We start from the raw sequence: 14289 nt of genomic DNA on the forward strand, positions 1-14289 counted from the left end.
TTATATTGACCGCCGATAGAGGTGCTAAGATGGATATGAACATTCAATTTCACCCATACATCATATTCTATTATATTTACTACATCTGATAACTGGCACTGAGTTTGTATGAATAGAAGCTGATGGTAGCCTGTAAGAGTTAAATCTGAGCCGAGAGTATGTGCTGATGTAATTGTGACTGTAAGCGCGGATACGGTATCGGAATCAGACACTATTCCGGTTCCAGAACTTGAACAAAAAGCAACTGCCTGTGCGAAGCGTCTCCGCGCAGCAGAGCGTGTTCTCGTTGCCTCACATATTGACGCTGACGGATTAACAAGTGCTGCGATTGCAGTACAGGCACTCAAACGGGCTGATATTCCGTGTGAAGCAGTATTTGCAAATCAGCTTGATGCCGGTGAAGTTAAGCGAATTGCAGCGAGTAAGTATGATACAGTCTTGTTCACCGACTTTGGAAGTGGACAGCTTGATATCATTGATCCATATGTTAGGAATGGAGATTTTGAGGCGGTCATCGCTGACCATCATCAGCCAGCGATGACTCATGATGATAATCCAGCCTTTTCATTACAATATCATCTAAATCCACTGTTGGTTGGGATTGATGGGGCGAGTCAGCTTTCAGGAGCAGGTGCGAGTTATATTCTTGCACAAGCACTTGAGGGTGACACTACAGAGACCGATAATCGTGATCTCGCTGCTCTTGCAGTTGTCGGGGCAGTCGGTGATATGCAAAGTTCCACAGATGGACTTACCGGTGCGAACGCAGCGATTGTTGAACAGGGAATAGCTGCTGGGGTGATTGAAGAAACTACGGATATTCTTATATATGGTCGTCAGACCCGTCCACTTCCGAAACTCCTTGAGTACGCAAATGATGTCCAAATCCCAGGAATCACAAATAACGAATCTGGTGTTGCAGCGTTCCTCGACGATATTGATATTCCAATACGATCAGATGGTGAGTGGCGTCGATGGATTGACCTGACAATGGATGAACGTCAGACCGTTGTGAGCGGACTGTTGAACCGCGCAATCGCGTCTGGTGTTTCGGCTGAACAGGTGAATGATCTTGTTGGAACAACATATACGCTCACTACAGAAGCGCCTGGCACAGAATTACGCGATGTAAGCGAGTTCTCGACGTTACTGAATGCGACTGCACGATACAGCAGAGCTGATGTTGGGCTTGCAGTGTGTCTTGGGAATCGTGACGCAGCACTAACCGAGGCTCGTCATTTGCTGCAGACGCATCGACAGAATCTTTCAGAGGGACTGCAGTGGGTTACCGCAGAGGGGACAACGACTGAATCAAATGTGCAGTGGTTTGATGCTGGTGGGCGGATTCGCGAGACAATCGTCGGTATTATCGCTGGAATGGCAGTCGGTGCTGAGGGAATTCGGGATGATCTTCCCATTTTAGCGTTCGCTGAGAAGTCAGAAACGAAACTAAAGGTGAGTGCACGTGGATCACAGCAGCTTGTTCGTAATGGGCTTGACCTCTCAACAGTGATGCAAGAGGCAGCAAGCGCTGTTGGTGGTGAGGGCGGTGGGCATGATATCGCGGCAGGGGCAACAATCCCGATAAATGAACGTTCAGCATTTCTTGAAATAGTTGACAAGACTGTCGGTGAGCAATTATAAAATAACTACTTTGTCTGACTCACTCGCCACTTGCACGATTCGTTTAGTTGAGAGATACACTCTCACACCTACCGAACATAGGTGAGAGGAAGAGGTCGAGGTCACTGACAAGCCCCACCCTCACCGAGCGAGCCAGTTACGGCGAGCGAAGTAGGGTGATTCGTTGAGGTAGCCATCTTAATCTAACATTCATCCGGGTGGCGAAACGACTATACTCACGCCTATGAAACAGCCGGATATGCTCTTTCGAGAGCGAGCATACATCGATATAATTGTTGGACAGGTTGACACCGCTATTGAGTTCATGGTGTCACATCCAGCACTCGTTGGATTGCTCGCATTGCTGCTTGGATTTGTCTTCTTCTCATATCTATTCATCAGACGGATACTTACTGGGCTTCGTGAAGGGTATGATGAAGCTTATCGGGAGAATTAACGGGCGATAATGGTCGGAGTTGGAACGGTTTTAACGCTCAGTATTGCTGCGTCGGCAAGTCTGTTTATGGCATGGTCAATTGGTGCCGGGTCCTCAGGCTCAACACCATTTGCGCCAGCAGTCGGCGCAAACGCGATCTCAATTATGCGGGCTGGCTTCATCGTTGGACTACTTGGGCTTGCTGGTGCTGTTTTACAAGGAGCAAATGTGACACAAGCAGTCGGGTCCGAGCTTGTAATTGGTAATGTACTCACTGCAACAGCATCGATTGTGGCGTTACTCACCGCTGCGGCGCTTGTGGCGGTCGGTGTGTTCGCCGGGTATCCAATCGCGACCGCATTCACTGTCACAGGGGCTGTAGTCGGTGTGGGTCTTGCAAATGGTGGGTCGCCGGCGATAGTAAAATATCAAGAGATTATAGCACTATGGACGCTCACACCGATTGTTGGCGGTGGAATCGCATACACAACTGCCCGAGCACTGAGACATGAAGTCGTTGTTGAGCAGATAGCTATTCCAGCTCTTGCAGGACTCGTCGGAGCACTCGTTGCAAATATTCGATTTGCAGCACTCGGAGGTGAGCGTGGGCGGTCAGTCGCAGGTGCTGGCGCTGAAACCATACCGCTCGGAGCAGACGGAGGAAATGTTGTACTTGGATCGCTCATTATTACGATGGGATTTGCACTGATCAGCACAGCATTGGTCTATCAGGATATGAAACAGGATACGGCGCGTGGACAGCGGCGGTTTTTGCTTGTTCTCGGCGGGCTTGTTGCGTTCTCAGCCGGTGGGAGTCAAGTCGGGCTTGCACTTGGACCACTCGTGCCACTTCTGGATGTGATTGTCATTCCATTACCAGTTGTACTTCTTGGTGGAGGGATTGGACTTCTTATTGGGTCATGGACTGGGGCCCCTCGGATGATCAAAGCACTCGCACAGGATTACTCTTCACTTGGACCACGCCGATCAATCGCTGCGATGATTCCATCATTTGCAATTGCACAGACTGCGGTTGCACTCGGGATTCCGGTTTCATTCAATGAAATTATCGTCAGCGCAATCATCGGAAGCGGCTATGCTGCTGGTGGATCTGATGTAAGTCGGGAAAAAATGGTCAAGACGGTGTTTGCATGGATTAGCTCGCTTGCACTCGCGTTTGCGCTCTCATATATTATATTTACTCTAATTGATATTATATGATACCTAAGCAGTCGGTTTGAGGCCAGGGGCTCCGGCTCCACCTCGAAAACGCTAAACTGCGGAATCACTCTCGACACCTACACAAGAATCAGCACAGTGTATTGAATCGATTTTATTTATTCAGCCTCGATATCCTGTGTCGATGTCAAGTCTTCGTCTGAGTCAGATTCTGGTCGGGAGTCTGGGTCTGAGTCTGCGATATTATCGTCGGGAGGTGCTGTTTCTAGTCCTGGTTGCGACTCTGATTGTGATTCAGAGTGCTCCTTTGTGGTAGATGAATCAGGAGTAATAACACGTGCTTTCATGATTCGTGTGTTATCAACCTGCTCAATACAGATGGTGATATTATCGAAGGTGATCTGCTCGCCTTCCTCAACTAAGCGTCCAACTCGGTTGAAAATAAATCCAGCAAGCGTTTCGAACTCCTCGCCTTCAGGAAGATCAAGTTCAAGTTCATCATTGACCTCATCAATATTTACTTCCCCGCGAACGAGTGTCTCATTGGTATCAATAAATTCAAATGCCTCTTCTTCATCGTCTTCAAGAATATCGCCGACAATCTCCTCAACCATATCCTCAAGCGTCACAAGCCCTTCTGTTGTCCCAAATTCGTCAATAACAATGACCATTCGGAGCCGATTATCCTGAATCTCAGTAAGAAGCTCATCAACGTTTTTTGATTCCGGCACGTGTAATGTTGGCTGGACAATGTCGGTCAAAGGTATATCACCCTCACCATAGTGCTTCTCCCGAACAAGATCGCGAACAGTCACAGTGCCGATGACATTATCAAGATTACCATCATAAACAGGAATCCGTTCATGATCAGAGTGGACACACGTCTCGATTGCCTCTTCAATTGTTGCATCTTTTGCGACAGCCGTCATATCGAGTCGAGGTGTCATTACTTCTTTAACGATTGTTTGATTGAACTGAAAAATACGATCGAGCATCTCTCGCTCATCTTCCTCAATAACACCTTCTCGTTCACCTGTTTGGATGAGATCTTGAATTTCATCACGAGTGACATATGATGTCTCAATCTCAGATCGACCACCAGTAATGCGATTTATAATACGAGTGAGACGGTCAAACACAATAACAAGCGGAAGTAATACATATTCAGAGTATTTGAGTGGTCGGGCAATCCGTAATGCCCATGATTCCGTGTGTTCAACAGCATATGATTTTGGTGCGCTCTCGCCGAAGAGTAACACAAGTGATGTAATGCCAAATGTTGACACCAACACCGCTGATCCAGGGTCAAAGTACAGACTCACAAGCGCTGTCGCGAGTGATGACATTGCGATATTGACAATATTGTTGCCAACAAGAATGGTCACAAGCAGTCGATGCGGGTTTGATTTAAGTTCATCGACAACATCAGCACCAGGAACATTATCATCGACGAGGGCATCAACACGATGTTTCGCAAGCGAAAACATTGCAATCTCCGATGAGGAAAAGAACGCGGAGAAGCCGATCAGCAAAAAAATTACAAATGCACCAGCGACTGTAATTGTCGTCTGCGTGACCGGAATCGGGGCGAGTTGACCAATGAAGAGTGAGAGTGACGGGGATAAGCCCATACGACTACGATATCTTATCTGGTGCATAAATTAAGATTTGCCCCTCAGGATATCCAAACTGGCACTCTTTACAGCATGATTAAAAGTATATTTTAAATTATATAAATTGAGTTAAGTTTGGATCAAAGACGCTTGAACTGATCTACTGTAGGATCGGCGGTATCAGTCGCTATACGAATTGAATTAAACTAGCTGTGCTCGTCCGTTCGAAGACCGGGTGATGAGAAGGATTAGTGGGTATATCCAATCTATCATTGCCAATAATTTATTCTTGATATAGAGTAAATGGTGATATTCTTCATATAGAAAAAATCGATATATTTCATGAGGATTACATGTATCCATCGCTAACATCATAAGCCAACAGGACAATAGCATAATGATTAATTTACAGATTGGACGGTGGTCGTTGATGCGGTAGCCGAAGCGCTTAGGCACGGGTCACACGTATGTCGTAGTATGAGTGCAGATAGTACCAACAGTGATGTGTCAATCACAGTGTATCGACTGGAAGCATGTCCGTTCTGTGAGCGTGTGATTCGTCTACTTGAGGAACTTGAGCTATCATATCATTCGCGCTTCGTCGAACCAATGCATTCAGACCGTGATGTGGTTAAACGGATATCAGGAAAACGAACCGTTCCAGCATTGGTTGATACCAATACCGGCGTGGTGATGTCAGAATCAGGAAATATTGTCACATATCTAGAGCAGACATATGGGTCTGACTCCACAGCGAGCATTGAAAAGCCGGTGGAGGGCGTCTGATGGCTGATCTTGACTTTCCAGTAACAGATTTGCCATCTACATCACATCCTGAAGTCGGAGAGACAGCCCCGGATTTCACTCGACCACTGGTGAGCGACGAGTACTGGGAAGATATAGCATTATCAACGGTGACTGACACAGGACCGACGCTATTGGTGTTTCATCCAATGGATGGGGCATTCCCGACAACATATATGTGGAATGCAATCGGCGATCATGACTTTGGGGACAAGGTGACGCTAATTGGGGTTTCGGTATCATCTCCATATGAGCATTCCAGTTTACTTGAGTCACGTGATATAAACGCACGACTGTACGCTGACCCGTCTGCGGAGCTCGCAGAGTTGTATAACATTTCAAATCCACTTGATGATATGACCGGGATAACAGAACACCGACCAGCTATATTCCTTCTTGATACTAAACGGACTATACAGTATGTGTGGGTTGCAACCGAATGGCCAGCGTTTCCAGATTATGACGAGATCACAGCTGCCATCGCGAAATATACATAAGAAGCGATAATGACGTCCGATTCAAACATGAATAATCCAGATCGGGAAGCAAACATGGATACCACAGGATCAGGAAGCGATGACAATACAACGAAAATTGACTCGGATATGCTTTCAGCTGCAGTGAGAGCAATTAAATCTGGAGAATTAGTTGTATATCCAACAGAAACTGTCTATGGACTGGGTGTCGACGCGTTAAATCCTGATGCAATAAAGCGTGTATTTGACACTAAAGGTCGAACATATGACAATCCATTATCGCTTGCGGTTGAGAGCGTGAGCGCAGTCGCACGTCACACTAATCCAAGTGAGCGAGCGATGCAGTTCATCAAAGCATTTCTTCCAGGACCAGTTACTGTGATTGTTGAGTGCTCAACAGCGGTTCCAGATATCCTTACTGCTGGACGAGGTCGAGTTGGGATTCGAATTCCCGATCATCACGTGGCATTATCATTGCTTGAACGTGCTGCTCCGACACCAATAACAGCAACAAGTGCGAACCAAAGTGGAACTGGAAGTATCGTTGATACCAATATGCTAGCCCAATCGATTCAACAGAACGTAGCCGTTGTTCTTGAGGCTGGTGAGACAACCGGAACTGAGAGTACTGTTGTCGATCCGACGCGAAATATCATCCATCGTCGCGGTGCCATGGCTGACGCGGTTATTGCATGGTTGAGTGATGTTTCCGGGACACGACCCACGATTGAATCATGATCAGATAATCAGCCAGAAAAATTGTGCCTCTTCGTTAGCGTCGACCACGGTTTCAATATGTGAATCTGAATATCATAGATGCGTCTGCATTTTGTTAGATCGTATTAGGTATCATTCAGTTGAGACGATGATACAAAGCGTCAAAGCCGTGGGCTTTTGTCGTGCGATTCTGTAGAGCGGAGTATGAATGTCGCCGATGCGATTACCCCCCGAGAAGGGAGTATGACCGCCGAACTCTCGGGCATCTGCAATGATGCATTAGTGAATCTGAGAAAATGTGCATTTTTATCGGGTCCAGTTGTCAAACAGATTGAAGATGTCAAGAACTACTGTAGAATTACGTCTCATGAGATATTAATCAACTTCGATGGCTTGAATAGCATACCGTCACCGATGTGGTTCGTGATATTAATTTCGTGGAGGCTCGATCGATGAGCACTAACGAAGATCAAACAGAGGGTGAACGGCTCGCAGAACTAGCGAAGCGCCGTGGGTTCTTTTTTGGATCAAACGGTGCATACGGCGGCGTTGCTGGGTTCTATACCTTTGGTCCTCAGGGTGCAGCATTAAAATCAAATATTGAAGCTGCATGGCGAGAGCGATTTACTGTCCGGGAGGGTAACTATGAGATTGAGGCACCAACAATTATGCCCGAACCGGTGTTTGAAGCATCAGGACATCTTGACGGATTCGATGATATGCTTGTCGAATGTCCCGATTGCGGAACAGCTCACCGGGCAGATCATCTTATCGAGGATGCAACGGATATCGAAGATGCAGAATCAGCACCAATCGAGGAAGTTGAGGATTTGATTATCGAACACAACCTCGTTTGTCCACAGTGTCAGGCGACACTTGGAGGTGAGCCAGTTGACTCGTTCAATTTGATGTTTGAAACAAACATTGGTCCTGGATCTGCCTCATCGGGATATCTCCGCCCAGAGACTGCACAGGGAATTTTCGTTGAGTTCCCACAGATCAAACAATATGCGAGAAACACACTTCCATTCGGCGTGACTCAAATCGGGCGGGCATACCGTAATGAGATTTCGCCTCGAAAGCGAATTGTTCGAACGCGGGAGTTCACACAGGCAGAATTAGAGCAATTCATCGATCCAGAGCGCAACGAACCAGCGCTTGATGAAGTCGCTGATATTACGGTAACGCTATATTCGGCACGTCAACAGCAGGCTGATGATGGTGACTACATCGAAACAACCGTAGGCGAGGCAGTCAAGTCGGGTCTTATTGATGATGGATGGATTGGATATTTCATTGGAATCGCACAAGAGTGGTATGAGACGATTGGCGTCGATACCGACCGGTTTCGGTTTCGGCAGCATCTGAGTGGTGAGCGAGCGCATTATGCTGCTGATTGTTGGGACGCTGAGAGTGAGGTTGACGGTGATTGGATTGAAATTGCAGGATTTGCTTACCGCGGTGAGTACGACCTCTCGAAACATGCTGAATATGGTGATGATGAATTTAGTATATTTCAGGAATATGAAAAATCAAAGACAGTTGAGCGTGCTGTCGTTGATCCCGATATGAGTGTACTTGGACCGAAATTTGGTTCACAGGCAGGCGAGATTAAAACAGCACTTGAAACACTTGCTGAACGGAATCCAGACGCATTCAGTGAAGAGACAGTCGATGTCAGCGTCGATGGCGAGATCATCACTGTTGATGTTGAAGAGACGAACTTCCACATAGAGACCAAAACAGTGAATGGTGAGCATATTACACCACATGTAATCGAGCCCTCTTTTGGAATCGATCGAACAGTATATACCCTCTTAGCACACGGTTATCGAGAGGATACAGTTGATAATGAGACTCGAACATATCTATCGCTCTCAACAAAAGTCGCACCAACTGACGTTGGCGTATTTCCACTTATCTCAAATGTCGAACAGCTTGTTGAGCAAGCCAAAGATATTGTAAGTGAACTTCGGGCAGCAGGATTGAGTGTTGTTGCTGATGATTCCGGGAGTATTGGTCGACGATATCGGCGACAAGATGAAATTGGAACACCGTTCTGTATTACTGTCGACCGTGATGGAATAGAGGGCACAGATCCAGATACGGTGACGATTCGGCAGCGAGACACAGGTCGACAAGTCCGAGCACCAATTGCAGTCGTCACTGAGTTGATTCAATCTGTACAATCTGATGAAATAATATTCGAGAACCTCACTGACGCATATGACGCTGTCGAGTGGGCAAACAAAAGCGAGTAAGCACTGGTCGTGACACCAAATCCCGACGAGCGGATAGGGAGCAATACTGACGCTGATACTGATGGACGAGCAGAATCAGAAAGTGGCACCGAATCATCCGCAGAGGCTGATCAGGTTGAGTCGGTGTTTACTGTACTAAATGTGGTGAGCGTATCTATTGAGGACAACAAGTATGTTACGTTGGTGTTGAATCACAGCGACAACTCAAATTCCAGATCAGTTTCGGGTAATGAAATAAAGCGTCGACTTGTGCATGCAAGTGGTACTGTGTTACCACTGCTATATGTGATTAACATACTCAGTTGGTCAGTATTTGAGATAATCATGATTATCGGGGCAGCTACAGCGGCTTTGCTTGAGACGGTTCGACTTTTTATTGGGCTTGAATGGCGTATCTATGATGAACTTACCCGATCATACGAGCAGACGAATATTGCTGGATATGCGTTATACGCATTCAGTAGCACCACAGTCATTATTGTATTTACTCCTGTAATTGCGGTTCCAGCAATGATGATGTTAACGCTTGGCGATCCAATCTCTGGGTTGTTGGGCACAACACGGGCTGCTGGGGAGTCAAAGCGTCCGCGGACACTTGTTGTGATGTTTACGGTGTGCTTTGTGATTGGACTGGTCTTTTTGTTTCCAATAGCGGGAACGACCGGAGTAATTAGCGCTGGGGTCGCTGCGGTTGGAGCGACGGTTGCAGACGGAATAAAGCCAGTTGTTGGTGGTTATGTTATTGATGATAACTTTTCGATTCCACTGATAGCAGCGACTGGATCAAGCATTATATTATCTGTAGGTGGACATCAGCCAATCATTTCGCTTTACTGATCGAAAAATTCGTGTGAGACTGCTCTCGAAAAGATTTAGTACATGCCATTGAATATTTAGTGTAATGAATTGGTGTAGTTGGCAAAATATGCGTTCACCAACGAAAGACATCGTTGTTATGTCTATGAGTCATGACGTCGTGAGTCAGACTCGACGGCGGCGACGGGCCGTTTAGGCCCAGATATATTTTTACTACATGTCTCGACAGAAATTGATTAGATGCTATTATTTTATCTATAGGCATCTCTCTCGTTTTTATTCATAACGTTAAACCGTGTATTTTATACGAAAGAGCGCCTGAGATGGTGATATATGACACGTGTGGCACTCGCATTTTCTGGCGGGCTCGACACGACAGTATGTGTTTCACTGCTCAAGGAAGAATACGGGTACGATGAGGTAATCGGCGTCACTGTCGATGTTGGTCAGCCAGCAACCGAGTTTGAAGAGGCACAAGCGACCGCCGACGCGCATGGTATTGATCTGCATGTTGTCGACGCAACAGCCGAGTTTGTTGATCTATGCTTTGATTCTGTCCGGGCAAATGCAACGTATCAAGGATATCCTCTTGGGACAGCACTGGCTCGTCCGATAATCGCAGAATCGATCGTATCCGTTGCTAAGGCTGAGAATTGCGATGCACTCGCACACGGCTGTACGGGGAAAGGGAATGATCAACTTCGTTTCGAGGCTGTGTGGCGAAATTCAGATCTTACCGTTATCGCTCCGATTCGTGAACTTGAGTTGACACGGGAATGGGAACAAGAGTATGCTGCTGAACATAATCTTCCGGTTCAAGCTGGAAATGATGGTGTTTGGTCGATTGATACGAATCTGTGGAGTCGCTCAATTGAGGGTGGGAAGCTTGAGGATCCGAACTATACCCCACCTGAGGACGTCTATGAATGGACAGCTGATCCAGCAACTACCACTGAGACCGAACTCATCACCATTGGGTTTGAATCGGGATATCCAGTGAGCATCAACGATAACGCGTACGACCCTGTCGAACTCGTTGAGACGCTTAATGAGGTTGCAGGAGAGCATGGTGTCGGGCGAACAGATATGATGGAAGATCGTATGCTCGGGTTGAAAGTGCGCGAAAATTATGAACATCCCGCTGCGACAACATTATTAAACGCTCATAAAGCCCTTGAAGGGCTTGTTCTCACGAAGGATGAGCGAGATTTCAAGCGTCATATCGACAGTGAGTGGGCACAGAAGGGATATGAGGGGCTTGTCGATCATCCACTAATGGGTGCGTTGGAAGGATTCATCGATGCAACACAACAGCGAGTAACCGGAACGGTCACAATCAAATTTGAGGGTGGGCAAGCACGCCCAGTCGGTCGTGAATCTGCCGCTGCCGCATATTCTGCGGACGCCGCATCATTCAATACAAGTTCGATTGGCGAGATAACGCAACAGGATGCAACAGGTATCGCAAAGTATCATGGATACCAGGGTCGCATTGCGAATGCAGCTACTGAAACTGATACAAAATAACTAATCATGAGTGAGGAGAACCCGGCGAATGCTGTCAACGATACCAACGAAACAGATCCATCAGATAATATAGGTGTCGTCCGACGTGAGCGATTTAGCGGTGGTCCAGCTCGTGGGTTCCTCTCAAGTCTTGCTGCCGACGAGCGAATTTTTGCAGCCGATATTGCTGTTGACCGTGCGCATGTTGTCATGTTGATTGAACAGGATATCATCGACGCGGCAACTGGGGAGTCAATACTCACTGCGCTTGACTCAGTTGAGACCGCAGGTCATGATGAGCTTCCAGACGGTGAAGATGTTCATGAGGCGATTGAAACAGCGGTCATCGACCGTGTCGGTCCAGCAGGCGGGAAGATGCATACTGCACGAAGCCGAAACGATGAGGTTGCAACATGTATTCGATATCGACTTCGATCGGATTTGCTTCAGGCAATCGATGCAACATTAGAGTTAGAGAAGATACTGCTTGAGGCTGGAAAGGCTTATACAGAGACCATAATGCCCGGATATACACATCTTCAGCCGGCACAGCCAATCACTGTCGGACACTGGTTATGTTCATATGCGGCTGGAATAGAGCGCGACACTGCCCGGTTACTTGATGCATATGACCGTGTGAATACATCACCGCTTGGTGCTGCTGCATTCGCTGGGACGCCATTCGAGATTGATCGTGAGCGAACAGCGACCCTGTTGGGATTCGATGATGTACTTGAGAATACGATAGATGCTGTCGCTGCTCGAGATAGTTTGATAGAGACTCTCAGCGCACTTGCAGCGCACGCGATAACACTGTCTGGGATGGCTGAGGATCTCATAATATTCGCTAATAAAGGATATGTGAAGCTTGCAGATCAATACGCCTCGACATCCTCAATTATGCCACAAAAAGTCAATCCAGATACACTTGAACTCGTGAGGGCGGTCGCTGGGGATGTCACAGGGGAGTTGACTGGACTGTTGACAACATTGAAAGGACTCCCGCGGGCGTACAATCGGGATCTTCAACGTGCAACGCCGCACGTTTGGGGAGCAATTGACGATACCACCGAAACAACAGCAATCGTTGGTGGAGCAATCAAAACAGCACAGTGGGCTGATGAAGCACTTGAATCGGCTGCTGGGGATGGATTCTCGACAGCAACAGGCATTGCAGATGCACTTGCAATGGCGGGGATTCCATTTCGAACCGCACATGAGGTCCTTGCAGTTGCAACCGACCGTGCAGGTAATGAAACACCAACAGTTGAGACGTTGAACCATGCCGCCGAAGACATTCTTGGAGAGTCGCTATTCACGTATGTTGATCAGGACACAATTATTGATATCCTCGATCCCGTCATGAACGTCAGTACTCGAGACTCTCGCGGAGGACCAGCGACAACGGCTGTCACTGCAACAATCGAAATGTATGAAAATAATCACACTACACAGACAACCGCGCATGAGACGCGTCGCAATAAAATCACCAGTGCTAATGCATTATTAGACCAGGAGGTACAGGAATATGTCTAGTTGCTTCCCTCAATATCACCGGGGGACCCCACTCGATGTGACAGATGACCCACCGGGATTACGACGTCCCCAGTTGGGGACACATAATATATGAAATTTGATATTGATTCTGAATAAGTCGTCTGAGCGCCCGTATGCCATCATTAGTCACCTCTGCAGTATTGTAAATTATCCTACAATTTCGATGGGTTTAAGTCTCCTCCTCGCAGAATATTAGCTATGGTAGAAACCATTATGGGAGAAGATCCGCTCACGGGAGAGGAGATTGAAATCCCAGCTAATGTAGAGGTTGGAGAAATCGTTGATAGTCCTGCAACAGGGGCCGAGCTTGAAATTGTTGCCACCGATCCATTGACACTTGAAGAGGCTCCAGAGCTCGAAGAGGATTGGGGCGAGTGAGATGAACGTCGGGCTGCTTTACTCTCGGATTCGGCAGGATGAGAAGCTTCTGCTGTCTGAGTTGCGGAGTCGTGGACACACCATCACGAAAATCGATATCCGAGATGAGCAGTTCGATATCGCCAACCCACCAGCAGCGTTTACACAGGTTGACGTCGTTCTTGATCGATGTTTGGCAACGAGCCGAAGTTACTACATAACGCAATTTCTGGAAGCATATGGCATACCCATCATTAATGACGCCACAACAGCGGATGTATGTGCGGATAAAGTAAAAAACAGTCTTGCATTACAATCTGCAGAAGTCCCGACACCACGGACGGAGGTGGCATTCACCACCGACAGTGCAATGGAGTCAATTGAGCGATTTGGCTACCCTTGTATTTTAAAACCAGTCGTTGGCTCTTGGGGGCGGCTAATGGCAAAGATCGATTCAGCATCTGCCGCAGAGGCTATTCTTGAGCATAAGTCGACGCTTGGGCATTATGAACATAAAGTGTTCTATATCCAGGAGTTCGTCTCAAAGCCTGGTCGGGATATTCGTGTGCTTGCTGCTGACGGTGAGCCAATCGCTGCAATGACACGAACCGCAGACCACTGGTTGACAAACGCCGCAAAAGGAGCAGAGACAGCTCCCTTTAGTCTTGATGACAGAGCTCGTGAATTGGTCGCAGACGCATCAAAAGCCGTTGGAGGCGGGCTTCTTGGAATTGATTTGATGGAAACTGGTGGTGGTGATTATACCGTCCATGAGATCAATCACACTGTTGAATTCAAAGCGCTCAACGACGCTGTGAGTACTGATGTGCCGGGAGAGGTCATTGATTGGCTGGAGATGACTATTGACGCGCTAAGTGATAGCAATGGCAACGAGATAATCACCGATGCAGAGACAACATGAGCATGAGCATGAGCAAGAGCAA

13 protein-coding genes are annotated in these 14289 nt (G+C 47.3%); 12 read left to right on the forward strand and 1 reads right to left on the reverse strand.

Annotated features, from left to right (window positions below; translation table 11 throughout):
* Nucleotides 1–174 precede the first annotated feature (174 nt).
* The 3 genes from HQRW_RS14035 to HQRW_RS14045 all read left to right on the forward strand — a co-directional run bounded on the left by HQRW_RS14035 (nt 175) and on the right by HQRW_RS14045 (nt 3280).
* Nucleotides 175–1644: a single-stranded-DNA-specific exonuclease RecJ gene (locus HQRW_RS14035; RefSeq protein WP_014557111.1), complete on the forward strand. Its 1470-nt coding sequence runs from the start codon at nt 175–177 to the stop codon at nt 1642–1644.
* Between the two features lie 238 nt (nt 1645–1882).
* Complete coding sequence (locus HQRW_RS14040; protein ID WP_394324566.1) at nt 1883–2080, forward strand: DUF7859 family protein; 198 nt, start codon at nt 1883–1885, stop codon at nt 2078–2080.
* A 9-nt stretch (nt 2081–2089) separates the two neighbouring features.
* The gene (locus HQRW_RS14045) at nt 2090–3280 is read left to right on the forward strand and encodes an inorganic phosphate transporter (protein ID WP_014557113.1); all 1191 of its coding nucleotides are present in this window, start codon (nt 2090–2092) and stop codon (nt 3278–3280) included.
* A gap of 116 nt (nt 3281–3396) precedes the next feature.
* On the opposite strand, the gene HQRW_RS14050 is transcribed toward HQRW_RS14045, so the two are convergent.
* Nucleotides 3397–4869, reverse strand: coding sequence for a hemolysin family protein (locus HQRW_RS14050; protein WP_014557114.1), 1473 nt, complete (start codon nt 4867–4869; stop codon nt 3397–3399).
* Nucleotides 4870–5328: 459 nt separating this feature from the next.
* On the opposite strand from HQRW_RS14050, the gene HQRW_RS14055 reads away from it, so the two are divergent.
* The 9 genes from HQRW_RS14055 to lysX all read left to right on the forward strand — a co-directional run bounded on the left by HQRW_RS14055 (nt 5329) and on the right by lysX (nt 14267).
* Nucleotides 5329–5637 (forward strand): glutathione S-transferase N-terminal domain-containing protein, encoded by a 309-nt coding sequence (locus HQRW_RS14055; protein ID WP_014557115.1) that lies wholly within the window; start codon nt 5329–5331, stop codon nt 5635–5637.
* Complete coding sequence (locus HQRW_RS14060; RefSeq protein ID WP_011572875.1) at nt 5637–6152, forward strand: redoxin domain-containing protein; 516 nt, start codon at nt 5637–5639, stop codon at nt 6150–6152. The genes HQRW_RS14055 and HQRW_RS14060 overlap by 1 nt, the downstream gene beginning before the upstream one ends.
* Nucleotides 6153–6161: 9 nt before the next feature.
* Nucleotides 6162–6869, forward strand: a complete 708-nt coding sequence (locus HQRW_RS14065; protein ID WP_014557116.1) for an L-threonylcarbamoyladenylate synthase — start codon at nt 6162–6164, stop codon at nt 6867–6869.
* Between the two features lie 431 nt (nt 6870–7300).
* Nucleotides 7301–9109: a glycine--tRNA ligase gene (gene glyS / locus HQRW_RS14070; protein WP_014557117.1), complete on the forward strand. Its 1809-nt coding sequence runs from the start codon at nt 7301–7303 to the stop codon at nt 9107–9109.
* 9 nt (nt 9110–9118) lie between these two features.
* On the forward strand, nt 9119–9946 hold the full coding sequence (locus HQRW_RS14075) for a diacylglycerol/polyprenol kinase family protein (protein WP_014557118.1): 828 nt from the start codon (nt 9119–9121) through the stop codon (nt 9944–9946).
* A 312-nt stretch (nt 9947–10258) separates the two neighbouring features.
* The gene (locus tag HQRW_RS14080; protein ID WP_014557119.1) at nt 10259–11452 is read left to right on the forward strand and encodes an argininosuccinate synthase; all 1194 of its coding nucleotides are present in this window, start codon (nt 10259–10261) and stop codon (nt 11450–11452) included.
* Between the two features lie 6 nt (nt 11453–11458).
* Nucleotides 11459–12967: an argininosuccinate lyase gene (gene argH / locus HQRW_RS14085; RefSeq protein WP_014557120.1), complete on the forward strand. Its 1509-nt coding sequence runs from the start codon at nt 11459–11461 to the stop codon at nt 12965–12967.
* Between the two features lie 219 nt (nt 12968–13186).
* Nucleotides 13187–13366, forward strand: a complete 180-nt coding sequence (gene lysW, locus HQRW_RS14090) for a lysine biosynthesis protein LysW (RefSeq protein ID WP_014557121.1) — start codon at nt 13187–13189, stop codon at nt 13364–13366.
* A 1-nt stretch (nt 13367) separates the two neighbouring features.
* Nucleotides 13368–14267: a lysine biosynthesis protein LysX gene (gene lysX, locus HQRW_RS14095; RefSeq protein WP_014557122.1), complete on the forward strand. Its 900-nt coding sequence runs from the start codon at nt 13368–13370 to the stop codon at nt 14265–14267.
* Nucleotides 14268–14289 lie beyond the last annotated feature (22 nt).

Origin of the sequence: Haloquadratum walsbyi C23, assembly GCF_000237865.1 — an archaeon.
Classification (GTDB): domain Archaea; phylum Halobacteriota; class Halobacteria; order Halobacteriales; family Haloferacaceae; genus Haloquadratum; species Haloquadratum walsbyi.

Bases quoted from the DNA above. Each gene is read 5' to 3' on its own strand.
- HQRW_RS14055 (WP_014557115.1), top strand. From the start codon at position 5,329: ATGAGTGCAGATAGTACCAACAGTGATGTGTCAATCACAGTGTATCGA.
- lysW (WP_014557121.1), top strand. From the start codon at position 13,187: ATGGTAGAAACCATTATGGGAGAAGATCCGCTCACGGGAGAGGAGATT.
- lysX (WP_014557122.1), top strand. From the start codon at position 13,368: ATGAACGTCGGGCTGCTTTACTCTCGGATTCGGCAGGATGAGAAGCTT.
- HQRW_RS14045 (WP_014557113.1), top strand. From the start codon at position 2,090: ATGGTCGGAGTTGGAACGGTTTTAACGCTCAGTATTGCTGCGTCGGCA.
- argH (WP_014557120.1), top strand. From the start codon at position 11,459: ATGAGTGAGGAGAACCCGGCGAATGCTGTCAACGATACCAACGAAACA.
- HQRW_RS14080 (WP_014557119.1), top strand. From the start codon at position 10,259: ATGACACGTGTGGCACTCGCATTTTCTGGCGGGCTCGACACGACAGTA.
- glyS (WP_014557117.1), top strand. From the start codon at position 7,301: ATGAGCACTAACGAAGATCAAACAGAGGGTGAACGGCTCGCAGAACTA.
- HQRW_RS14040 (WP_394324566.1), top strand. From the start codon at position 1,883: ATGCTCTTTCGAGAGCGAGCATACATCGATATAATTGTTGGACAGGTT.
- HQRW_RS14065 (WP_014557116.1), top strand. From the start codon at position 6,162: ATGACGTCCGATTCAAACATGAATAATCCAGATCGGGAAGCAAACATG.
- HQRW_RS14050 (WP_014557114.1), bottom strand. From the start codon at position 4,869: ATGGGCTTATCCCCGTCACTCTCACTCTTCATTGGTCAACTCGCCCCG.
- HQRW_RS14060 (WP_011572875.1), top strand. From the start codon at position 5,637: ATGGCTGATCTTGACTTTCCAGTAACAGATTTGCCATCTACATCACAT.